Source organism: Vibrio sp. JPW-9-11-11, from assembly GCF_013369335.1.
Taxonomy (GTDB): Bacteria; Pseudomonadota; Gammaproteobacteria; order Enterobacterales; family Vibrionaceae; genus Vibrio.
Genome location: NZ_SZQJ01000008.1, coordinates 127981 through 150794 on the forward strand (window position 1 = coordinate 127981; position 22814 = coordinate 150794).

Consider the following 22814-nt stretch of genomic DNA (forward strand, 5'->3'; position numbering starts at 1 on the left):
CGTTTAGCGGGCGGGCTCAAAGCGTCTTAGTGACGTGTTATTTTAAGCTAATCTTCGTCATCATCGACATATTGGGCTTGAAGATAATTTTGAATGCCCGTCATTTCAATCAGACCTAACTGAGTTTCGAGCCAATCAACATGCTCTTCTTCATCTTCAAGAATATCCTGGAAAAGATCACGCGACACATAGTCATGGACATCTTCTGCGTAAGCAATGGCATTTTTTAAATCAGGTATGGCCGCCATCTCTAATTTCAAATCGCACTCAAGCATCTCTTGAGTATCTTCACCGATCATAAGCTTTCCCAAATCTTGCAGATTCGGCAAGCCTTCCAGAAACAGAATACGTTCAATCAGATGATCGGCGTGTTTCATTTCATCAATGGATTCATGATATTCTTTGTCGGCAAGGTGTTTTAGCCCCCAGTCTTTATACATACGGGCATGGAGAAAATATTGATTGATCGCGATGAGCTCATTACCGAGCACTTTGTTGAGATGTTGAATAATGATTGGATCGCCTTTCATGACAAACGCCCTCCTCTTTGGCTCCTTTAACTCTAGTTCCAAATAGCAGGGTGTCAAAAAGCAATCAGCACTAGCGCTAACTGGCCTGTTTTAATTGTAGATAGCTTGTTTCGGCTAAAATCTCTTTCGTCGGTTTAATGCACTTGCCACATTGACTACCCAACGCAGTGCATCTTTTTATGCCTTTGATGTCCGTAATGCCTTGCTCAACGGCTAACTTCCTAATTTTCTTATCTGAAATGCCATGACAAAGACAAACATACATCGTCAGTTACTCCTATATCTCTCAACAAAGAGAAATATAAACAAGAACCGTTATCATTTCTAGTTGTATTTAAGTCGTAGCCAGAATCTTTTGTTATATCGGCTTGTTCCTCGAAGGGCTTATTCAATGCCTTAGAGAAAATCGCCATAACTTGAGATCGAGAGTGCGTTCAATAACTGTTGTTTTTCAGCTAATTACCGCTCTATCTCAATTTGACCTTCTTATAACCAAAAACGAAAAAGGGAAGCCTAAGCTTCCCTTTTTCTAATGCGTGTTCTTCAATAAAGAAGAAGTGCGCAAGATTTCAATTAATTCGTAAGAATTAGTCGAAGATCTTAGCAACAACACCAGCACCAACTGTACGGCCACCTTCGCGGATTGCGAAACGTAGACCTTCATCCATCGCGATTGGCGCGATTAGTTCTACAGTCATCTTGATGTTATCGCCTGGCATTACCATTTCTACGCCTTCTGGTAGCTCGATGTTACCAGTTACGTCAGTTGTACGGAAGTAGAACTGTGGACGGTAGCCTTTGAAGAATGGCGTGTGACGACCACCTTCATCTTTAGACAGTACGTATACTTCTGATTCGAACTTAGTGTGTGGGTTGATTGACTTAGGAGCCGCTAGTACTTGACCACGCTCTACTTCGTCACGCTTAGTACCACGTAGAAGTGCACCAACGTTTTCACCCGCACGACCTTCGTCTAGAAGCTTACGGAACATCTCAACACCAGTACAAGTAGTCGTTGTAGTCTCTTTGATACCTACGATTTCTACTTCGTCACCTACAGTTAGGATACCGCGCTCGATACGACCTGTTACTACTGTACCACGACCTTGGATTGAGAATACGTCTTCAATAGGCATTAGGAATGGCTGATCGATTGCACGCTCTGGCTCTGGGATGTAGTTGTCTAGTGCTTCTGCAAGCTCAACAATCTTCGCTTCCCACTGCTCTTCGCCGTTTAGTGCGCCTAGTGCAGAACCTTGGATAACTGGTAGGTCATCACCTGGGAAGTCGTACTCAGATAGAAGTTCACGTACTTCCATTTCTACTAGTTCTAGTAGCTCTTCATCGTCAACCATGTCACATTTGTTCATGAATACGATGATGTATGGGATACCAACCTGACGGCCTAGTAGGATGTGCTCACGAGTTTGTGGCATTGGGCCATCTGTCGCAGCAACAACTAGGATACCACCGTCCATCTGTGCAGCACCAGTGATCATGTTTTTCACGTAGTCCGCGTGTCCTGGACAGTCAACGTGTGCGTAGTGGCGAGTTGGAGTATCGTACTCTACGTGAGAAGTTGCGATTGTGATACCGCGCTCACGCTCTTCTGGAGCGTTATCGATAGATGCGAAGTCTTTAGCTACACCGCCGTAAACTTTAGCAAGAGTAGTACAGATAGCTGCAGTTAGAGTTGTTTTACCGTGGTCAACGTGGCCGATAGTACCAACGTTAACGTGCGGTTTAGTACGTTCAAATTTTTCTTTAGACACGATCGTGTTCCTTCCTAGTTATGATTCGCCGCGATCCTTATTGATCGAGACGCGCCAGAAATTGCTATTTTATGCGCCAACGTCAGTCAGCGCAATATTTCGACGCCTTGATCTTCAAAAAAAGCCAGACTTTTTTCTCGTTCAAAGCGTTTTATTAGTAACCACGGTCTGCAATGATTTTCTCTGCGAAGTTTTTCGGTACTTCAGCGTACTCGTTGAACTCCATAGAGTAAGACGCACGGCCTTGAGTTGCAGAACGTAGGTCTGTTGCGTAACCAAACATCTCAGATAGCGGAACTTGTGCACGGATAATCTTAATCCCCGCCACACCATCGTCCATACCTTCGATCATGCCGCGGCGACGGTTAAGATCACCAACAACATCACCCATCCAGTCTTCTGGAGTCGTTACTTCAACATTCATCATAGGCTCAAGAAGACAAGGTTGCGCTTCAAGTGCACCTTTCTTGAATGCCATCGAGCCGGCGATCTTAAACGCCATTTCGTTAGAGTCAACATCGTGGTATGAACCATCAAACAGTGTTGCTTTAATATCTAGCACTGGGTAACCCGCTAGTACACCACTGTTCATTTGCTCTTCGATACCTTTCGCTACCGAACTGATGTATTCCTTAGGAACCACACCACCCACGATTTCATCGACAAAGACAAAACCTTCGCCAGGTTCAGATGGCTCCAGTTTGATCCATACGTGACCGTACTGACCACGACCACCAGATTGACGAACAAATTTACCTTCCACTTCCGCGCTGCCACGGATAGTTTCACGGTAAGCAACCTGTGGTTTACCTACGTTACAGTCGACGCTGAATTCGCGCTTCATGCGGTCAACGATGATATCTAGGTGTAACTCACCCATACCCGAGATCAGAGTCTGACCTGTTTCGTCGTCCGTTTCGACACGGAAAGATGGATCTTCTGCCGCTAGTTTACCTAGTGCAATACCCATCTTCTCTTGATCAGCAACTGAGCGAGGTTCAACGGCGATCTGAATAACCGGATCAGGGAATTCCATACGCTCTAGAATAACCTTGTGGTTAGCATCACAAAGCGTATCACCTGTTGTTACATCTTTTAGGCCGATTGCCGCGGCAATATCGCCCGCACGAACTTCTTTAATCTCTTCACGCTTGTTTGAGTGCATCTGTACGATACGGCCAAAGCGCTCTTTTTTCTGCTTAACAGAGTTGTAAACGGCGTCGCCAGAATTCACCACACCCGAGTAAACACGCATAAAGGTTAACGTGCCCACGAATGGGTCAGTGGCGATCTTAAATGCCAGCGCTGCAAACGGTTCGTTATCGTCTGCGTGACGTTCCACTTCTTTCTCATTGTCATCCACGCCCTTAATTGCAGGAACGTCGATTGGTGATGGCAAGAACTCAACCACTGCATCGAGTACCGCTTGAACACCTTTGTTTTTGAACGCACTACCACAAGTAGCCAGTACGATTTCGTTGTTTAGTGTGCGGGTACGCAGTGCTTGTTTGATCTCAGCTTCAGTCAGTTCGCCTTCTTCAAGATACTTATCCATCAGCTCTTCAGTAGCCTCTGCTGCCGACTCAACTAAGTTGTTGCGCCACTCTTCAGCCAGTTCCATCATATCTGCTGGAATATCTTCGTAAGTAAAGGTCGTGCCTTGATCAGCTTCATTCCAGTTGATCATCTTCATCTTGATAAGGTCGATAACACCTTTGAAGTCTTCTTCTGCACCAACATTAAGTTGAATAGGAACAGGGTTAGCACCAAGACGGTTTTTAATTTGGTCAACCACACGTAGGAAGTCGGCACCTGCACGGTCCATCTTGTTGACAAATACCATACGTGGAACGTGGTACTTATCTGCTTGACGCCATACAGTTTCAGATTGAGGTTCAACACCCGAGGAACCACAGAACACAACAACGGCACCATCAAGTACGCGCAATGAGCGCTCTACTTCGATAGTGAAGTCTACGTGTCCAGGGGTGTCGATAATGTTGATGCGGTGGTCTGGGAATTGCGCTTCCATACCACGCCAGAAGGTTGTCGTAGCAGCAGAGGTGATGGTGATACCACGCTCTTGCTCCTGCTCCATCCAGTCCATGGTAGCAGCACCATCGTGAACTTCACCGATTTTGTGAGAAAGACCAGTGTAGAACAGAATACGTTCACTTGTGGTTGTTTTACCTGCGTCTACGTGAGCGACGATACCGATATTGCGGTAGCGCTCGATAGGTGTTTTACGAGCCACGATTGAATCCTCTTGAATTAGGGACTATTGCTATCTCTAGATGATATTAGGAGTGCTTAACGCAATTTTCCCTACCCCTAGATATAGCAATAGTTCCTAGGCTTGCGCATAGGAACTAGAGTAGCGCCGCAGGGAACCCTGCGGCACAGAAAGGTATTACCAACGGTAATGTGCGAACGCTTTGTTTGCGTCAGCCATGCGGTGAACGTCTTCACGTTTCTTAACCGCAGTACCTTTGTTCTCAGACGCGTCTAGCATTTCAGCAGCTAGGCGTTGAGCCATAGATTTTTCACCACGCTTACGCGCAGCTTCAACCAACCAACGCATAGCAAGTGCGTTACGGCGAACCGGACGAACTTCTACAGGAACTTGGTAAGTTGAACCACCTACACGGCGAGATTTAACCTCTACCGCTGGGCGAACATTTTCAAGAGCTTCTTCAAATACAGCTAAGTGATCTTTACCAGATTTCTCAGCCATAGTGTCTAGTGCAGTGTAAACAATTTTCTCTGCAGTAGATTTTTTACCGTCAACCATAAGGATGTTAACGAATTTTGCCAGCAATTCAGATTTGAATTTTGGATCTGGAAGGATCTTACGCTGACCAATGACGCGACGACGTGGCATGGATTTATCTCCGTTGTCTTCTTCAGGTTTTATCCAAAACTTTTCAGTTTTTTCAAAAAATTAAAAATAATTTAGTGTTTGGCCTTACTTAACGGATTCCATTAAGACTTAGGACGCTTCACACCGTACTTAGAACGACCTTGTTTACGGTCATTTACGCCAGCACAGTCTAATGCGCCGCGAACAGTGTGGTAACGCACACCCGGAAGGTCTTTAACACGACCACCACGGATTAGAACAACTGAGTGCTCTTGAAGGTTGTGACCTTCACCGCCGATGTACGAAGTCACTTCGAAGCCGTTCGTTAGACGAACACGACATACTTTACGAAGTGCTGAGTTAGGTTTTTTAGGTGTAGTAGTGTAAACACGAGTACATACACCACGTTTTTGTGGGCACGCTTCTAGTGCAGGCACGTTGCTTTTAACAACTTGCTTTGCACGTGGCTTACGTACCAACTGGTTAATAGTTGCCATTAACTAGCTCCTGATTTACTTGAAAGTAAGCTTTGTGAAAAATCTAGCCCCAACCACCGTCGGCAGTTAGGGACGCAAAATTCTATTCAGCAGTGAGAGGTGTGTCAAGAAATATACGGATCTTTTTTGTCCAATTCGGACATTTCGTCCGTAAAGTTTCATCGAGACGAACAAGAGATCAATCCCAAGTGAGAGATTTGGCTTGCTTTACGGTCAGCTCAACAAAACCTGCGTAATCGACCACCTTAATAGATGGACTAATCCGGTGACGGATACCGCGGGCATCCAAGTCGTTTTTTAGGGCAAAAACAGATAGCTTTTTTAGTTGATGAAAAGCACTGTGCTGAGGGATAGCCGCGTAAACCGCCTCTTCCACCAGCAATAACTCATCTTGTGTCTGACATAGTCGCACGGCGTCACTGAGTGCCGCGACCGATTTTATGATATGTAACATAGTCGCCTCAGAATGACAGCAGTTTAGCGGATTGTTGTAATTGAGCTTGGATTTGCTCAACAGTCAACAGTTGAGCATCAATGACTAAGTCAGCCTTTGCTAGGCCACGCTCTTGTAACGATTCACCGCACACAAATACCTGCTCGATGTCATACAAGTCGAACAGCTTTAACATCGGCGCATAGTCCTTACTCAAGATAGCACTAGGGTCTTGCCCAAGCAGAAGCTGATAAACACCATCACCGACAAACAGCACGCAAATATCTTCACAGTAAGCCGACGCTGCGAGCAACGCATCGACGCCTTCACGGCCTGCATTTTGGCTATGCGGCGCACTGCGAAATAAATAAGTTAGCTGACTCAAAACTGCACCACTCTATCTTGGGTTAACATCGCCTCTGCTAAACTACCTAACCCCGCCTGCTCAAAGCCAGTCGCGAGATTACTATGCGCTAGGCCATGCTGGCTTGCTTCATCTTCACCCACAATTCCACGACGCAGGGCTGCAGCAACGCAGGTTTCTAAACGGATAGCATGCTGCTTGGCCATGGTTTGCCATGCTTGGGTTAAATCAAATTCATCATTGGCAGGAACACTCAAAGCCGTGCCATTGGTCACACCATCTTGGTAGAAAAACACGCTGACGACAGTATGACCTTGCTCAATCAAGGCTTGGGCGAAGAGGTAGGCACTTCTTGCTGATTGTCGACCATAAACCGGACCATTAACCACTAGGGTGTAAGTCAAACCACTCACCGTTACTCGTCCTCAGTTTTGCGCTGGCGAATATAGAGATAAACCGTGTGCTTAGAGATATTGAGACGATCAGCAACGCGATTAATGGCATCTTTAATGTCAAAAATCCCTTTGTCATACAGCTCCATAACAATTTGACGATTTTTGGTATTGTTCGATACCGACTTATTCGCGTTGATTTCTTCAATCGTACGCTCAACCGTTTGGTCGACTAACTCTTCAACGTCGCTAGCAAAGTTGACTGAAGAGGCCGCTTGCTTCGCTTCTTCCGTTGGCATAAAAGATTGCAACACTTGAGAGAATGGTGCATCTAAATTCACATTGATACACAACAAGCCAATGACACGATTCTCTCCATTACGGATTGCAACCGTGATCGACTTCATCAACACTCCGCCCTTGGCGCGGGTAAAATAGGAACGGGAGAAGTTACGCTCAGATCCTTCGATATCTTTGAGCATCTTCAAAGCAAGGTCGGTGATCGGTGAACCAACCTGACGCCCGGTATTTTCGCCATTGGCAATTTTGATCGCGGACGTATTCAAATCTTCTAATGAGTGCAGAACGATTTCACAAAACGGTCCGATTAGGCTCGCGATGCCATCGACCACCGCTTCATACGATCTTAGAATTATTTTGTCGTGCTCGCTAAATGGCATCACATTGACAGATTCCATTTCGAGCAACATATCCGTGTTTACTGTTTCTGTAGTGGTCACTTTATTTAAGCCTTAGCGCGAAAAATCAACAAATTGGTGTAAGTTTATCAGAAATTTTGATAAGCACACCTAGCTAACCGACCATCTAGTGATTTAGAACAAAAAAATTTGGTTATCAAAGTCACGCTTTGGCATCAATAAAAAAGGCCTAGCTTATGCTAGGCCTGATGTTAATCGCTGCCAGTGACTATTGAGTCGCGTCTTCACCGTTATCGATTTTTAGCAATTCCACTTCAAACACTAAAGTAGAGTTAGCAGGAATGGTTGGCGTGTCTTGCTCACCGTAAGCCAGTTGTGGTGGAATCACGAACTTAAACTTCGAGCCAACAGGCATTAGCTGTACGCCTTCTGTCCAACCAGGAATCACTCGGTTTAATGGGAAAGTGGCAGGCTCGCCGCGATCGTAAGAGCTATCGAACTGAGTACCGTCGATCAAAGTACCTTTATAATGGACCTGAACCGTATCGGTATCTTTCGGCTGTTCACCTTCTGCCGGTGTCAAGACTTGGTAAAGTAGCCCGGTTTCTGTCTTCTTCACGCCTTCTTGCTTCTCGAACTCAGCTTGGAAGTCTTCCCCCGCTTTCTTCGCTTCTGCCGCTTTCTCAGCGGCTTGTGCTTGCATGGTTTCCGCCACTCGCTTGTCTAACGCTTCAAGCGCAGCGCGCGTTTCTTCTTCGTTGAGTTCTGGGTTACCCGCGAACACATGCTCGATACCTTTAAGGACTAAATCTTTGTTTAGTGTGATACCGATTTCGCTAGGCTTGTCTAAACTGGTGCTGAGGTAATTAGCAAAAGAGACACCAATAGCGTACGCAGCCTTGTCATCCTCTGTTTTGAACGCTACTTGTTTGCCCGTTTCAGCTTGGACCTGTTCAGCCGCTGGGGTGGTGTCTACTTTTGGCTCTTCTTCTTTCTGACAGCCCGCAGCCAGTGCAACAGTTGCAGCCAGCAGTGACACTTTAAAAATCGATTTCATTTAACTCTCCAATTGAGACTTTTGTCTTTGTGCACAAATCTTTAAGAAAGATTGGTACACATTTGCATGTTGTACCAATATAACCAATATGCGCTGTAATTAAACGTAAACCAAGCGGATATTTGGACTCAATGCGTATAATTTTTAACTCACTTATCATTACAATTGTCATCATCGGGTTAAATGGCTGTTTTTTCTCCAGCACAGACACTCAACGATGGACAATTGAACCCAAAGGGACCACGAGTTTCGCATTGAGCCGAGACGCACGTTTCGCACTTCTCTACTCAAAAGAGCACCAGCTTGTGTTGTGGGACCTCTACCAAGGCCAAGAGCTCGCCTCTTTAGGCGCACAAGACCCGCAAGCGAGTACAGTGTCTCGCATTCGTATTTCCGACAACGGCCGCTTTGCCGTCACGGCAACCCAGATAAACTTTGCCGTTTGGGACCTTGCATGGACTCAAGCTCAGGGGCTTTGGTCTATTTCTGACGGCCTAATTCGCGATATTGACATTGCCAGTAACGGTGAACAAGTCTTGCTTGGACTCTCAAACGGTAAAGCAATTTACGTCGATTTAGTCACTGGTAGGCGCCTAGAGTTCCTTGCCCACAACGAAAAAGTTAACACGGTGGCTCTATCACCCAACGGCCGATTCGCCCTAACGGGTGGAAACGACTACAAAGCTTATCTGTGGGACACCCAAACCGGACAAGTCCTAAAAACATTTGAGCACGAACAACGAGTCAATCGGGTGGCGCTGCACCGTGATGGTAAATACGCTTTTACATCCGATGGTGGCAATCAGGCCATTGTCTGGGATTTAACGACTGGCGAAGCGCTATCAAATTTACGCAGTTTTTCGCGCCAATTGATTTTCTCTACTGCGCGTTTTTCTGACGATGGGCGCTATTTAGTCACCGGAACCCCTTCAAGCCGCATCATGGTGTGGGACAGTCACAGCGGCAAACGGGTCGATGGTTTTGAAGCCGAACCACTAAAAGATACTCGCCCCCCACGCGCTGTGGTGTATGATGCTGCCTTTGATACGCAAAATCGCGTGATTTCGGGCACCTCCGCAGGTATCGCCCAGGCTTGGAATGTGGATTATTAGTGATGACAAAGCAGCAAGTTGAACAATTAGAAAGCCGAGTCAATGACTTAGAGTGTCAATTGGCTTTCCAAGAGCAGACGATTGAAGAGTTGAATCAGGCCTTAAGCCAACAACAGTTATTGATCTCCAAGATGCAAGATCAGATGAAGTACGTGGTAGGAAAAGTCAAAAACATCGACTCTTCGAACTTAGCCGACCCTTCTGAAGAAACGCCCCCTCCGCACTACTAGCTGAAAACGTAAGCGATCACGGCGCCAGCCACCACAAGGCAACCTCCAATGCGTCTAAGTTGCGAGTCTGGTTGCTGACTCAATTGAGCCACCATGTTGCGCCAGCCATTGGGGGCGATCAAGGGGCCTAACCCTTCGACAATGAGCACTAGCCCAAACGCTAGCCAGAGTGAGTTCGACATACTTTTCTCTACCAAAAATAAAGGCTCCATACGGAGCCTTTATGCTAACAAATAGCCAATTACTGAGCTTTGCCACCAGCCGCATTGTTCATGTACTGGAAGAAATCACTCTTAGGATCTAACACTAAAATGTCACTTTCACTGTTAAATGAAGATTGATAAGCGCGTAATGAACGAATAAAGCCAAAGAACTCAGGATCTTTGTTGTAAGCTTCCGCGTAGATATTGGCCGCTTCTGCGTCTGCATCACCTCGAGTGATTCGAGCGGTTTTATCCGCTTCAGCCAGAATGGTAGCGACCTCTAGCTCCGCTTGAGCTCGAATAATCTCAGCTTGCTCTCGACCTTCAGAACGGAACTGTCTTGCGACCGACTCACGCTCTGCACGCATACGATTATAGATAGACTGGTTGATACTATCAGGCAGGTTAATCTTCTTCATTCTAAAGTCGAAGACATGGATACCTAAGTCTTCCATCGCATCTTTACGTGTATCGTTTAAAACGTTCTTCATGATGATGTCACGTTCACCATCGACTTCCAATGCCTCTTTTGCCGCTTCAGTCGTTACCACGTCTGAATCAGCGCTGTCAGGCAATACATCAGTGTTACGCGGACCAGAAACGATTTGTTTAATCTCGCGCGAACCAATTTCTGAACGTAGCACGTCAGTGACTTTGCGGCTCAACAGCGTTTGCGCCGTATTTGCGTTACCACCGCCAGTTGCCAAGTAGTATTGACCAAAATCTTCGATACGCCACTTGATGTACGAATCGATCAAGACGTCTTTTTTCTCTGACGTTACAAAACGGTCAGAGCGTCCATCCATGGTCTGGATCTTCGCATCCAGTGTTTTGACACGGTCAAACAGCGGCATTTTAAAATGCAGACCCGGCTCGTAAATTCGCGCGATCTCATTATTGTCTTTCAATACTCGACCAAAGCGAATAACGATGCCGCGCTCCCCTTCAGGGATCACGAATAACGACATCAGCATAAGGGCAAGTGCAACGACTAAAACAGGGATCATTAACTTACGCATTCTTAATATCTCCCTTGACGTGATGTAGAACGAGAACCAGAGTCGTTAGTTTGACTATTTGATTGTGGCTCTAACTCGATTTGATCATATGCAGACGTTTCTTTCATTGAGCGACTGCTTGCCTCTTTTTGACCACCAGTAAGCTTGTCGATAGGCAGATATAACAGGTTGCCACTCGACTCTGAATCAATCAGAACTTTCGATGTGCTGGAGTAGACTTTTTCCATCGTGTCCAGGTAAAGGCGATTACGTGTCACTTCTGGAGCCGCTTGATACTCTGGAAGCAGCTTTTCAAATTGAGCCACTTCACCCAAAGCTCCGTTGACTACACGCTCACTATAACCTTGAGCTTCTTTGAGTAGACGCTCAGCACGACCTTTCGCTTTAGGAATAATATCATTTTGATACGCTTCAGCTTCACGTTTGAAACGTTGTGCGTCCTCACGAGAAGCCGTTGCATCATCAAACGCATCCTTCACTTCTTCTGGCGGACGAGCGTCTTCGAAGTTCACCGCAACAACTTCGATACCCATGTCGTAGTTATCAACGATATCTTCGAGAGTAATTTGAGTGTTCTGACGAATAGATAAACGACCGCTGGTCAAAATACTGTCCATCAGCGAGTCACCAATCACCGCACGCAGCGCAGAATCTGTTGCTTGGCGTAAACTATCGTCAGCATTCGTGACTCGGAATAGGTACTTGTATGGGTCAGCGACACGGTATTGAACATCCATCGCCACGGCCACTACGTTTTCATCTTTGGTTAGCATAAGACCAGATGAACGTAATGAACGAATAGCCTGCACGTTAACCGGTGTCACCTCGTCAATAAAACGAGGACGCCAGTTCAAACCTGGATCGACGACACGATCGTATTTACCGAGACGCAGCACGACGCCACGCTCCGCTTCACCAATAGTGTAAAAGCCAGCAAAGACCCAAATTGCGATAGCGATAACAGCAATCACACCAAAACCTAGTGCGCTACCGCCACCCATCGGCGAACCTTTACCACCTTTGCCACCAAACTTTCCACCCAGTTTCTGACTCAGTTTATTAAATACTTCGTCTAAGTCTGGCGGTCCTTGATCACGGCCACCCTTGTTACCACGATTATTACTACCCCAAGGGTCATTATCGCGGCCATTGTTGCCGTTGTTATTACCAGGCTCATTCCACGCCATTAGAAAGCTCCATCATTTGATATGACGTTATACTGTAGCAGTCATTTAAGTAACTATAAAGTCACGTAAAACTGCCCCTTCTCTTTTTTCAAGTCTAGACCAGTCTACCTGTTGCATTCGAACTTCAATCAACAGGTTACCGTCTTGGTCATATTCTTCTCGTTGAATACATTTCATCTGGAAGAATGTACTACGAATCCGGCCTTGATGTTGTGGCGGAATTCGCAATTGGTATTGAACCATTTGGCTAGCGAGGCGCTCGGTCAACGCATCGAATAGCAGATCCATACCTAGACCTTCCATCGCAGATACCCAAACGCGGCGAGGAACGCCTTCCTCATCACGCTCAATACGCGGGGACTGCCCTTCTAGGTTGTCAATTTTGTTCATGATGATCAGATAAGGCACCTCATGGGCGTCTATTTCTTCCAGAACTTCATCAACAGCTCGGATATTCTCACGAAAACGCTCATCACTGGCATCGACAACATGTAACAAAATGTCAGCTTCTTGCGTTTCTTGCAGTGTCGCTTTAAACGCAGCGACCAGATCATGGGGTAAATGGCGAATAAAGCCTACCGTATCTGCAAGTATGGCCGGACCGACATCTGCTAACTCAATTTTACGTAGCGTCGGGTCCAAAGTAGCAAATAATTGATCCGCGGCGTACACACCCGCTTCAGTAATGCGGTTAAACAGGGTCGATTTCCCTGCATTGGTATAACCAACCAAGGAGACGGTTGGGATTTCCGCTCGATGTCTAGCTCGGCGACCTTGTTCACGCTGCTTAGCCACTTTATCTAGGCGACGAAGTATGGCTTTAATTCGATCACGCAATAGACGTCGGTCAGTTTCTAACTGAGTTTCACCTGGACCACGTAAACCAATACCACCTTTTTGCCTTTCTAGGTGGGTCCAACCCCGGATCAGTCGGGTAGAGATATGGCGCAGTTGAGCAAGCTCAACTTGCAGTTTACCTTCGTGAGTACGGGCTCGCTGAGCAAAAATATCAAGGATCAAACCGGTGCGGTCCAATACTCGGCATTTGCACAATTTTTCGAGGTTACGTTCTTGGGCAGGAGAGAGGGCGTGATTAAAAATCACAATATCGGCGTCCGTTAAGTGCACCGCTTGGGCAATTTCTTGGGCCTTACCCTCTCCGACATAGTATTTGGGGTGTGGTGCTTGGCGGCTGCCAGTTACAACTTGTAACGCAGTCACGCCTGCTGAAGAGACCAGCATCTCACACTCGCTGAGATCTTCCCACTCCCCTTCTTGCGTGAAGTTGATATGAACAAGTACGGCTCGCTCACCGGCTTCATAACGGTCAAACAAGCAATCAACTCCTTAATGTTTTTCTAGATACTTCAGACTGATTAATCTTCTGACTTCTCTTGCTGACGCTCACCTTGTGGACGATCACCGCTGTGGTGGCTCACTGGACGAGCTGGAACAACCGTCGAGATAGCGTGCTTGTACACCATTTGGTTGACTGTGTTCTTCAGCAAAATAACAAATTGATCAAATGATTCGATCTGACCTTGTAGTTTAATTCCGTTTACAAGGTAGATAGATACAGGAATACGTTCACGACGTAATGCATTTAAGAATGGGTCTTGAAGAGATTGCCCCTTAGCCATTTTATTTTCCTTATTTTGTAATTTTGTTTTAGTTATTTAGCTAGTGGTGCGCGGCATAAAATGATGCGGCCTTTGCTCTGAGCTAAACGAATAAAATAACACCCTGTCGTTACCTGTTATGACGGTAAAACACCGAAATTTCAAGTAACAAAACCTTTACAGGATGGATTCACGCAAAAGCGATCACATTATACACAGCTAAAACCGTCCGATGCTATGGCATTTGAGACAGTTTCTAGTGCTTGTTCAATGTTTTCGCTATCCAACCAAGTTAAATTATCCCAGCTGCGCAACCAGGTAATTTGTCGCTTGGCCAATTGGCGGGTTGCACATATACCTTTGAAGATCGCTTCATCTAGCGTGCAATTCCCATCCAAATAGTCCCACATCTGCCGATAGCCAACACAACGAATCGATGGGAGATCAGGATGAAGATCTTTGCGTGCGTACAAGGCACGCATCTCTTGCTCAAATCCCGCCTCGATCATCTTCTCGTAACGTAGCTCAATTCGACGATGGAGTTCTGCCCTTTCCTTGGGAGCTATTGCAAATTGTTTGACTCTAAACGGCAGGCTTTCACCCTTAGTTTGTGTCAACTCAGTAAGAGTTTTACCCGAAATTCGATAAACTTCCAATGCCCGAGACAACCTTTGTGGATCATTGGGATGAATTCGCGCTGCTGAGACAGGATCAATCTGCTTGAGTTGATCGTGCAACTTATCCCACCCAAGAGTCAATGCTTGTTGCTCGATTTGCTGACGAATGTCAGGGTTAGCGGCAGGAAGTGGGGATAATCCCTCCAGCAATGCTTTGTAATAAAGCATAGTGCCACCGACTAAAAGTGGGATCTTGCCTTGCTCAACAATTTGATGCATTTCAATCAGTGCATCACGTCGAAAGTCAGCCGCTGAGTAAGCTTCACTCGGGTCTAAAATATCAATCAGTCGATGTGGCGCTTGTGCTTGCTCTTCTGCATCGGGCTTAGCGGTGCCAATATCCATCCCCTTATAAATTAAAGCGGAATCCACCGAAATGATTTCGACTGGGAATTTTTTACGCAGACGGATGGCCAACTCTGTTTTGCCCGATGCGGTGGGGCCCATTAAAAACAGCGCCAAAGGTAATTGTTCGTTATTCATAACTCTAAAGCTGCAATCGTTGCAGAAAAATCAATCGGTTTAACAAATGTGCTGTCATCTAAAGGCAGTTGACCCTGCCACAAGTGTTCAATATCAGACACAATTTGTATCGCTTCCGACAAAGTGTAGTCGCTTTTCACTTGAGTAATACGGTCACTAAGCCAGTCTGCCAACTCTGTGCGACTCAATGAAGGCGATGTTGCCGAGCGAGAAACAGCGTAAGATAACAGATCTGGCAACAGTTGTTGCAGGTTTTGCTGTCGCAACGGTTGGGGAACGCCCATCACCATCAGCGATTTGCTATTTCGTACTTTAAGTTCAATACCCAACTGTTTTAGTACCGCTGCCGATTGCTCTGCGGCCTCAAGCAGTACACTGTCTAACGTCAGGGCTAAAGGCACCAGTAAAGGCTGACTGGTTAAACCGCCTTGGCCTAACGACAACTGACCGCTGACCCTCAACCACTCTGCGCGCGCCAAACTGACCAAGCGCAATCCGGTTTTGTCCCCCATTGCAAGATAGCATCCGTGTACGACAGCGACGGCTTTACCCAACGCTTCAACCTCTTGATGCGGCTGAGACGCTGTCTGCGTTTGGGCTTGAGAAAGGCGCTCTTCTGGTGCCACATCCGGAGTAGAGAGTAGTGCTTGATATGCGCGTACTTCTTGCTTGCGAGGGGTTGGCTCACCATAGCGCTCATTCTGTTTGTTACGTGGCTCAGGACGGGATTCATGCCAATCACTGCGCGGGTTGCGTTCTCGCACTTGCCTCTGACTGGATTGATAGTCATTACGTCCTGGGTAAGTGGGCACTGACTCTATCGCCTCTTGTTCTTGCTCAAACTTAGACGGTTCAAGCTCTTGCGGCGCAATCGAAGCAACATCAGACGGCGTGGTTTCGGTATGGAAAGCCGACGCGGTTTGTTGTGTTTTACTGATATGCTCACTTTGCGCTAACGCATCGCTCAAGGCTTGATAGATAAAATCGTGTACTAAGCGCGCTTGGTGAAAGCGAACTTCATGCTTAGCGGGATGCACGTTGACATCGACCTGATGAGGATCAAGCTCAATAAACAGCACATAGGTAGCAAACTGATCAGGTCGTAAACTACTCTCGTAACTCTGCCGTATCGCATGGTTGATCAATTTGTCCCGCATCATGCGGCCATTGACATAGCAGTATTGTAAATCGCTTTGCTGACGAGCCCCTTCTGGCGTCGTAATCCAACCATGCAGCTTTAGGCCTTGATGCTCGAGCTCTATCTTGAGCATATGACGCACAAATGCACTCCCACAAACCGCGGCGATACGTTTCTCAGCCTGAGGCTCAGTTTTCGCCGCTCGGTACTGTTTAACCAGCTTTCCGTTGTGTTTGAGGTTGATCGTCACGTCAAAGCGGCTCAGTGCGATGCGTTTTAACAGCTCGTCAATATGGGTAAATTCGGTTTTTTCAGTTCGAAGAAACTTACGCCGCGCAGGGGTATTAAAGAAAAGATCTAAGACTTCAACTGTGGTACCAATCGGGTGGGCCGCAGGCTGCAGTTTAACCTGCATTTCTCGCCCTTCGCTGTATGCCGACCAAGCTTGTTCTTGCACCGCAGGGCGCGAGGTCATGGTGAGTCGAGAGACCGAGCTAATACTAGCTAACGCTTCTCCACGAAAGCCTAAACTAATGATGGCTTCTAGGTCGTCTAAAGTGTGAATCTTTGACGTCGCATGTCGGCTCAGTGCTAAGCCAAGTTGATCTTTAACGATACCTTTGCCGTTGTCGCGTACACGGATAAGCTTAGCGCCCCCTTTCTCGATATCGATATCGATACGCGTTGCACCTGAGTCTAGGCTGTTCTCCACCAACTCTTTCACCACAGAAGCAGGGCGTTCGACCACTTCACCAGCTGCAATTTGGTTGGCAAGGCGGGCAGGAAGGATCTTGATCGTCATCGGGTTCACTCCAGAAGCAATTGTGTGGAATGATCAACACTTGGCCAACCGCCAGTTGATCCGAGCGCAATTTGTTGGCTTTACGAATGCTATCAACGCTCACCCCGTATTTCGAAGCGATCTTACCAAGAAACTCGCCACGCTGAACTTTGTGCTTACGCAGAGGCTGATCTTTCAAGCTCACCGTTATCTTGAGTTTTTGCCCCAGTTTTAACGTATCTGACTTGAGCCTGTTTTCACGTTTTATTGCCGCAACCGACACTTTGTATTTGGCGGCGATCTTACCTAAATATTCCCCGCGCTGAACAACATGCGTCAGTGTTTTCGTTTCTACAGGATTGGTAATTTCAGGCACTTTGATCGCATTTTTCGCACCTGGAATGACAAGGATTTGACCGATTGCCAGACTGCTACTCTTCAGCTTATTTGCCTGCATCAATACTTGAACGCTAGTACCGTATTTACTCGCAATAATAGACAGTGATTCACCTCGCGATACCTTGTGCTTAAGGCTCTTACCACGGTTAGCAAACAGCGTCCCTTCTGGTGGACTACTTTCGAAGTACTGCACAATCGCTTTGGTCAACGAGCGTGCTAGCTTATCTTGATGACTGCGCTGGAACAGCAATTTTTCTTCAGTCGGATTCGAAATAAAGCCGGTCTCTACTAACACCGACGGAATATCTGGTGACTTGAGAACCGCCAAACTTGCGTTCACTGGCTCTTTTTTATGTAAGTAAATTCCCGCTCGGCCCATCTCTCGCAAAATATTCGTCGCAACTTTATAGCCCTCTTTTTGTGAGTGACTAAACTGCAGATCGAGTAGCGTTTGGCTGATATTGCGGTCGCTATTATTTTTCGCCAGTACCTCACCAGCACCGCCAAGCAACTGTGATTGCTCCTCATGATTCTCAACCCAACGAGCAATTTCCGAATTGGCGCGGCGAGTGTTTAGCACAAACACAGACCCGCCACGAGGTTTTGGCGAGTGGAACGCATCGGCATGTACTGAGACTAACAAGTGCGCTCTGTTTTTACGCGCAATTTCCGAGCGTTTATTCAGATTAACGTAGTAGTCACCACGACGAGTCAACACCGCTTTCATCCCCGGTACCGCATTAATCTGGTCAGCAATTTTTTTGGATACCGCCAACGTCGCGTGCTTTTCGTATTTACGCGTTGGACCAATTGACCCTGGATCTTCACCACCATGACCGGCGTCGATCGCGACAACAATATCCGCGGTACCTAATAGCTCAGAAGCATCACGACTCACCGTTGCAGGAGTGGCATTGTTCGTGGTTGATGCCGTTGAAGTACTGGTGCTATTGCGGTGCGCCAAATCGATCACCAAACGATGGCCGTATTGACCACCCGGAGTAGGGGCTAACTTAAAAATTTGGGCTGTGGATTTGCGCTTAAGCTCGAAGACTAATCGGTAAGTGCTTTTCTCCGGCGGGGAACTTTTACGAATTTTTTTCAGAACCGGGCTGTCTGAGATGGTTAGCGGCAAACGGGTATTGAGCGATGTTTTTTTTAAATCGACCACCAAACGTTCAGGACTTGAAAGCGAAAAATAGCTGTAGTCAGCCTCAGATTGGAGATCAATGACGACACGAGTCTCATCAGGTGATGGCCAAACACGAATCCCTTCAAGGGCATTCGCCATGACCAAACTCGGCAATAAACTTAGGGCGAAGAAAATAGGAAAGAAAACAGCCCTTAATACGGTAAGCTTCAACATAACTCCAACGGTTCCAATAACTGACATCCATATTGACTGTTCGCTGTTATCTCAACGATACGTTCTTTACCCTGGTAACGCAGCTCGATATCGAGATCGGCTTCAGGTAGCAAACCTTGGCCCTTCTCTGGCCACTCAACCAAACAGATCGCATCAGAGGTAAAGTAATCTCGAATGCCCATAAACTCGAGCTCTTCAGGATCGGCCAAGCGATAAAGATCGAAATGATACACCTGCCAATCCGCTAGTTGGTAAGGTTCAACTAAGGTGTAAGTAGGGCTCTTGACGTTACCTTCATGACCTAATGCGCGGATAAAGCCTCGGCTGAAAGTAGTTTTACCGGCGCCTAAATCACCATGCAGATAGATGGTGGTCTGCTGCGAACACAATTGCGCTAAAACGGTTCCTAGTTGAATCGTTGCTTGTTCATCTTTAAGGGCAAATTGTTTGGTGGTCATGAAGATCAATCTCTAGGCTGTGATTATATAAAAATCAAAAGAACTGGAATAGTAAACTGGGTTGGAATTGAGAGACAAGCGATCTTGTGTAAGTAAAACGAAAAATCATCAATTTGACGCTGTTTTCTGTTTTTTGCTGGCTAGATCCTAAGTATAAGATCCGTTAAGATCCTGCCCCCTTTATCAGGAGCACATCTACATGAACTACCAACAGCTCGCCGACAAGATCAAAATTTGGGGTCAAGAACTCGGCTTTCAGAAAGTAGGGATTTGTGATGTCGACCTTTCTGAACATGAAGCGCAGCTGCAAAAATGGCTTGATGCCGGTTTTCATGGTGAGATGGATTGGATGGCACGTCACGGAATGATGCGAGCGCGTCCTGATGAGCTACTACCTGGCACAGTGCGTGTTATCAGTGTAAGAATGGACTACCTTCCGCCACACGCACAATTTGCCTCCAATCTCGCCGATCCTACTCAAGCATACATTAGCCGCTATGCCCTAGGTCGTGACTACCACAAGTTGATACGAAACCAGCTTAAAAAGCTAGGGCAAAAGATTGAACAAGCAGTCTCTCAACTTGGTTATCGCCCTTTCGTTGATTCCGCCCCTATATTGGAAAGACCTTTAGCGCAAAAAGCGGGACTAGGTTGGACAGGGAAGCACTCACTGATTCTCGACAAGGAAGCAGGCTCATGGTTTTTTCTCGGTGAACTGCTCATTGATATTCCGCTTCCAGTCGATGAAGCGAGCCAGAATGAATGCGGAAAATGCAAAGCCTGTATCACCTCATGCCCAACCAACGCCATTGTTGAAGACGGTATCGTTGATGCAAGGCGATGTATCTCATACTTAACTATCGAACACGATGGCGTCATCCCTGAAGAATTTCGCCAAGCGATGGGAAATCGCATTTATGGCTGTGATGATTGCCAGTTGGTTTGCCCGTGGAATCGTTTTGCGGCGATCACGCAGCAAGAAGATTTTCATCGTCGAGAGGCGTTAAATAACGCCGACTTGGTGGAGTTGTTTATGTGGGACGAACAAACCTTCCTCAATAAGATGCAAGGTTCAGCGATTCGTCGAATTGGCCATGTCCAATGGCTAAGGAATCTTGCCATCGCGATGGGCAATGCCCCCTACTCCCTACGTATTGTACAGGCGCTTACCGATCGCCTTGGATTGAATGAGATGCTTGACCAACATATTCACTGGGCACTAGCAGAGCAACAACAACAGCTAGCTCACACCTCCACTCAAACTGAACGTCTGATCAGGATAGTAGAAAAAGGACTGCCAAGAGATGCATAATACTTGCCGATTAGACATCATCAGAACTTGATTTAGCTCCAAAAATCAGAATGTGGAAAAAATTAAGCAACATAGGCCAAATTGTTTCAGTTGAAAAAGTTAACCACATCACTAATAAATGATTAGGATCAAAAAACAATAACTTAATGATCGAATGGCTGACTTTCCCCAGACAAGAAAATCAAACAAAAATCACGATAAAACAATGACTTACAACATGACTCGCATTCTGACTGATACTAGATAGTAGCAAAAGATCGTTTTAGTCCCGTGTTATACAGAGAGAAAATTCAGCTTACCCACCAAGTTATCCACAAACAATATTCTGTGGATAAGTCTGTTGATGGTTATGTGGAACCCTAGCTCGCACCTAGCTTGCCATCAATTGGGATGAACACGTCACGTGTTGAAAGACTAAATTTAGACATAAAAATGCCCACCTAATAATTAGGAGGACTATTTTACTTTGGCATGATGCTTCTCAGCATTACAAAAGAGCGGTAGTCATAAGACCGATTCAAGTGATCTCTCACCTGAGGAGATTTGGAGCGACACACGAGGTTCGAACTCGTGACCTCAACCTTGGCAAGGTTGCGCTCTACCAACTGAGCTAGTGTCGCATATTCTCTTGAAGAGAAATTGGTTGCGGGGGCCGGATTTGAACCGACGACCTTCGGGTTATGAGCCCGACGAGCTACCAAGCTGCTCCACCCCGCGTCCGTATTATGTCACCGTTAGGTACGATGAAGACCATTAAATGGAGCGACACACGAGGTTCGAACTCGTGACCTCAACCTTGGCAAGGTTGCGCTCTACCAACTGAGCTAGTGTCGCATATTCTCTTGAAGAGAAATTGGTTGCGGGGCCGGATTTGAACCTATGACCTTCGCTGGGTTTTATGAATGGCTGAGCACGACGAGCTAGCGATTCACAACACCTTTAAAAATGGTTGCGGGGGCCGGATTTGAACCGACGACCTTCGGGTTATGAGCCCGACGAGCTACCAAGCTGCTCCACCCCGCGTCCGTATGTCATTGTTAAGCACAATGAGAGCTATCAATTTGGAGCGACACACGAGGTTCGAACTCGTGACCTCAACCTTGGCAAGGTTGCGCTCTACCAACTGAGCTAGTGTCGCAGTGTCACTGTTAAGCACAATGAAAGCTATCAAACTGGAGCGACACACGAGGTTCGAACTCGTGACCTCAACCTTGGCAAGGTTGCGCTCTACCAACTGAGCTAGTGTCGCATCAACAACGTTTATGTCGTTTAGGGCTGCGAATTATAAGAGCATTTTTTTGTGATGCAAGTCCTTCATGCAAAAAACATCCATTTTTTTTGTGTTTGAGCAAAAAGTGCACAGCGTTAGGGTAAATGACTTGAAAACCGACCAAAACCCTGTTGCAGCAAGTACCTAGCCGACCTTAAAAACACAAAGTGGGATATCGACCTGCCTTTTGCAAGCACTCCGTCGCCGAAGCCTAAATTTTTCTATATAACAGGACGTAGAAACCTCAATTCGCTGAATTAATTAAACGGATTTAATCTTGTATGCACTTTCGCCGTTCTCGTGCACCCTTAGCCGCATTACTCATGCTCGTACTTTTGCTTTCAGGATGTGGTTCCCTACCTAAGCCAGTCAGAAACTTAGGGAAAAGCGATGTTGACTTCGTCATGGACGTGCACGCCCGTCAACTCAAGGCCCAAGTGGCTGAGTTAACGCGCAAGCTCTATGTTCGCAATCCTATTCAATTGAGCAAGAAACCCGATGCAACGATTGAAAGTCGCATTGAACAGATCTTAGGCTCAGAAGAAGAAGTCGAGCTACCGTCATTGTTATTTGACGAGCTCAATCAAGTGACGGGCATTGACGCAATTTTGTTGAGCTTTGACCCCAACTATCAAGGCGATCGCGTCTTCGCTGCTGTGGTCGGCCTAACCGAAATGCTCAGACGTTCTTACAACCACCAGCAAGAATTTTTTATCCTTGATTCGCTCGACGAACAAGCTTTGTACAACAGCGCGAGAAACATCGAGATATTTGTTTGGCGCCTATACCACCGCAAAGATAGCGAAGGAAATCCGCTGATCTACACCAACGATACCAATGAGCAAGGCGGTGATATGAGCTTCGACCGACTATTCACCAAGATGATCATGATTCAAGATATGATGGCGCTGATTGTGGCGGATAAAACCAATCGCAGCATTACCAAAGTGGCCCAAGGTGTCGCACAGTTTGTCTTTTTACCTATCCCGTAACCTC

23 protein-coding genes, 6 tRNA genes and 1 pseudogene are annotated in these 22814 nt (G+C 46.5%); 4 read left to right on the top strand and 26 right to left on the bottom strand.

The window, feature by feature from the left end; translation table 11 throughout:
• Window positions 1-47: 47 nt before the first annotated feature.
• The 11 genes from bfr to fkpA all read right to left on the bottom strand — a co-directional run bounded on the left by bfr (window position 48) and on the right by fkpA (window position 8564).
• Entirely contained in the window at window positions 48-530 is a 483-nt protein-coding gene (gene bfr, locus FCU94_RS12085; protein WP_176288784.1) for a bacterioferritin, read from the bottom strand.
• Between the two features lie 76 nt (window positions 531-606).
• Window positions 607-795 carry a (2Fe-2S)-binding protein gene (locus FCU94_RS12090; RefSeq protein WP_176288785.1) on the bottom strand — a complete coding sequence of 63 codons (189 nt, stop codon included), beginning with the start codon at window positions 793-795 and terminating at the stop codon, window positions 607-609.
• 322 nt (window positions 796-1117) lie between these two features.
• A complete protein-coding gene (tuf, locus tag FCU94_RS12095; RefSeq protein ID WP_176288786.1) occupies window positions 1118-2302 on the bottom strand; it encodes an elongation factor Tu in 1185 nt (394 codons plus the stop codon).
• A 154-nt stretch (window positions 2303-2456) separates the two neighbouring features.
• A complete protein-coding gene (gene fusA / locus FCU94_RS12100; RefSeq protein WP_176288787.1) occupies window positions 2457-4556 on the bottom strand; it encodes an elongation factor G in 2100 nt (699 codons plus the stop codon).
• 156 nt (window positions 4557-4712) lie between these two features.
• Window positions 4713-5183, bottom strand: coding sequence for a 30S ribosomal protein S7 (rpsG, locus tag FCU94_RS12105; protein WP_045957025.1), 471 nt, complete (start codon window positions 5181-5183; stop codon window positions 4713-4715).
• 101 nt (window positions 5184-5284) lie between these two features.
• Entirely contained in the window at window positions 5285-5659 is a 375-nt protein-coding gene (gene rpsL / locus FCU94_RS12110) for a 30S ribosomal protein S12 (RefSeq protein WP_004399892.1), read from the bottom strand.
• 178 nt (window positions 5660-5837) lie between these two features.
• On the bottom strand, window positions 5838-6113 hold the full coding sequence (gene tusB, locus FCU94_RS12115; RefSeq protein WP_176288788.1) for a sulfurtransferase complex subunit TusB: 276 nt from the start codon (window positions 6111-6113) through the stop codon (window positions 5838-5840).
• Window positions 6114-6120: 7 nt separating this feature from the next.
• Entirely contained in the window at window positions 6121-6477 is a 357-nt protein-coding gene (tusC, locus tag FCU94_RS12120) for a sulfurtransferase complex subunit TusC (protein ID WP_176288789.1), read from the bottom strand.
• Window positions 6474-6869, bottom strand: a complete 396-nt coding sequence (gene tusD / locus FCU94_RS12125) for a sulfurtransferase complex subunit TusD (RefSeq protein ID WP_176288790.1) — start codon at window positions 6867-6869, stop codon at window positions 6474-6476. The genes tusC and tusD overlap by 4 nt, the downstream gene beginning before the upstream one ends.
• Window positions 6870-6871: 2 nt before the next feature.
• The gene (locus FCU94_RS12130; protein WP_176288791.1) at window positions 6872-7588 is read right to left on the bottom strand and encodes a helix-turn-helix transcriptional regulator; all 717 of its coding nucleotides are present in this window, start codon (window positions 7586-7588) and stop codon (window positions 6872-6874) included.
• 187 nt (window positions 7589-7775) lie between these two features.
• Window positions 7776-8564, bottom strand: a complete 789-nt coding sequence (gene fkpA / locus FCU94_RS12135) for an FKBP-type peptidyl-prolyl cis-trans isomerase (RefSeq protein WP_176288792.1) — start codon at window positions 8562-8564, stop codon at window positions 7776-7778.
• A gap of 131 nt (window positions 8565-8695) precedes the next feature.
• Between fkpA and FCU94_RS12140 the strand changes: the two genes are divergently transcribed.
• Window positions 8696-9676 (top strand): WD40 repeat domain-containing protein, encoded by a 981-nt coding sequence (locus FCU94_RS12140; RefSeq protein WP_176288793.1) that lies wholly within the window; start codon window positions 8696-8698, stop codon window positions 9674-9676.
• Window positions 9677-9678: 2 nt separating this feature from the next.
• Window positions 9679-9906 (top strand): SlyX family protein, encoded by a 228-nt coding sequence (locus FCU94_RS12145; protein ID WP_176288794.1) that lies wholly within the window; start codon window positions 9679-9681, stop codon window positions 9904-9906.
• Here FCU94_RS12145 and FCU94_RS12150 read toward each other — a convergent pair.
• From FCU94_RS12150 to tsaE, 9 genes and pseudogenes are all read right to left on the bottom strand, one after another.
• Window positions 9903-10088: a DUF2065 domain-containing protein gene (locus tag FCU94_RS12150; RefSeq protein WP_176288795.1), complete on the bottom strand. Its 186-nt coding sequence runs from the start codon at window positions 10086-10088 to the stop codon at window positions 9903-9905. The genes FCU94_RS12145 and FCU94_RS12150 overlap by 4 nt on opposite strands.
• 59 nt (window positions 10089-10147) lie before the next feature.
• Window positions 10148-11128: a protease modulator HflC gene (gene hflC / locus FCU94_RS12155; protein WP_176288796.1), complete on the bottom strand. Its 981-nt coding sequence runs from the start codon at window positions 11126-11128 to the stop codon at window positions 10148-10150.
• 2 nt (window positions 11129-11130) lie between these two features.
• A complete protein-coding gene (gene hflK, locus FCU94_RS12160) occupies window positions 11131-12315 on the bottom strand; it encodes an FtsH protease activity modulator HflK (protein WP_176288797.1) in 1185 nt (394 codons plus the stop codon).
• 45 nt (window positions 12316-12360) lie between these two features.
• Complete coding sequence (gene hflX / locus FCU94_RS12165) at window positions 12361-13650, bottom strand: ribosome rescue GTPase HflX (protein WP_176288798.1); 1290 nt, start codon at window positions 13648-13650, stop codon at window positions 12361-12363.
• A 41-nt stretch (window positions 13651-13691) separates the two neighbouring features.
• Window positions 13692-13955, bottom strand: a complete 264-nt coding sequence (gene hfq, locus FCU94_RS12170) for an RNA chaperone Hfq (RefSeq protein WP_038209787.1) — start codon at window positions 13953-13955, stop codon at window positions 13692-13694.
• A gap of 188 nt (window positions 13956-14143) precedes the next feature.
• On the bottom strand, window positions 14144-15094 hold the full coding sequence (miaA, locus tag FCU94_RS12175; RefSeq protein ID WP_176288799.1) for a tRNA (adenosine(37)-N6)-dimethylallyltransferase MiaA: 951 nt from the start codon (window positions 15092-15094) through the stop codon (window positions 14144-14146).
• On the bottom strand, window positions 15091-17034 hold the full coding sequence (mutL, locus tag FCU94_RS12180; protein ID WP_176288800.1) for a DNA mismatch repair endonuclease MutL: 1944 nt from the start codon (window positions 17032-17034) through the stop codon (window positions 15091-15093). The genes miaA and mutL overlap by 4 nt, the downstream gene beginning before the upstream one ends.
• 22 nt (window positions 17035-17056) lie before the next feature.
• Window positions 17057-18778: pseudogene (locus FCU94_RS12185) on the bottom strand (LysM peptidoglycan-binding domain-containing protein); the annotation flags it as partial.
• Window positions 18772-19236 (bottom strand): tRNA (adenosine(37)-N6)-threonylcarbamoyltransferase complex ATPase subunit type 1 TsaE, encoded by a 465-nt coding sequence (tsaE, locus tag FCU94_RS12190; protein ID WP_176288802.1) that lies wholly within the window; start codon window positions 19234-19236, stop codon window positions 18772-18774. The gene tsaE and the pseudogene FCU94_RS12185, both read right to left, overlap by 7 nt.
• A gap of 199 nt (window positions 19237-19435) precedes the next feature.
• Here tsaE and queG point away from each other — a divergent pair, with 199 nt between their 5' ends.
• On the top strand, window positions 19436-20548 hold the full coding sequence (gene queG / locus FCU94_RS12195) for a tRNA epoxyqueuosine(34) reductase QueG (protein WP_176288803.1): 1113 nt from the start codon (window positions 19436-19438) through the stop codon (window positions 20546-20548).
• 544 nt (window positions 20549-21092) lie between these two features.
• Here queG and FCU94_RS12200 read toward each other — a convergent pair.
• From FCU94_RS12200 to FCU94_RS12225, 6 genes are all read right to left on the bottom strand, one after another.
• A tRNA-Gly gene (locus tag FCU94_RS12200) sits at window positions 21093-21168 on the bottom strand.
• Between the two features lie 20 nt (window positions 21169-21188).
• Window positions 21189-21265, bottom strand: a tRNA-Met gene (locus FCU94_RS12205).
• A gap of 41 nt (window positions 21266-21306) precedes the next feature.
• Window positions 21307-21382 (bottom strand) — tRNA-Gly (locus FCU94_RS12210).
• Between the two features lie 112 nt (window positions 21383-21494).
• A tRNA-Met gene (locus tag FCU94_RS12215) sits at window positions 21495-21571 on the bottom strand.
• A 39-nt stretch (window positions 21572-21610) separates the two neighbouring features.
• Window positions 21611-21686, bottom strand: a tRNA-Gly gene (locus tag FCU94_RS12220).
• A 35-nt stretch (window positions 21687-21721) separates the two neighbouring features.
• Window positions 21722-21797, bottom strand: a tRNA-Gly gene (locus tag FCU94_RS12225).
• 302 nt (window positions 21798-22099) lie between these two features.
• Here FCU94_RS12225 and FCU94_RS12230 point away from each other — a divergent pair.
• Window positions 22100-22810, top strand: a complete 711-nt coding sequence (locus FCU94_RS12230) for a hypothetical protein (protein WP_176288804.1) — start codon at window positions 22100-22102, stop codon at window positions 22808-22810.
• Window positions 22811-22814: the final 4 nt, after the last annotated feature.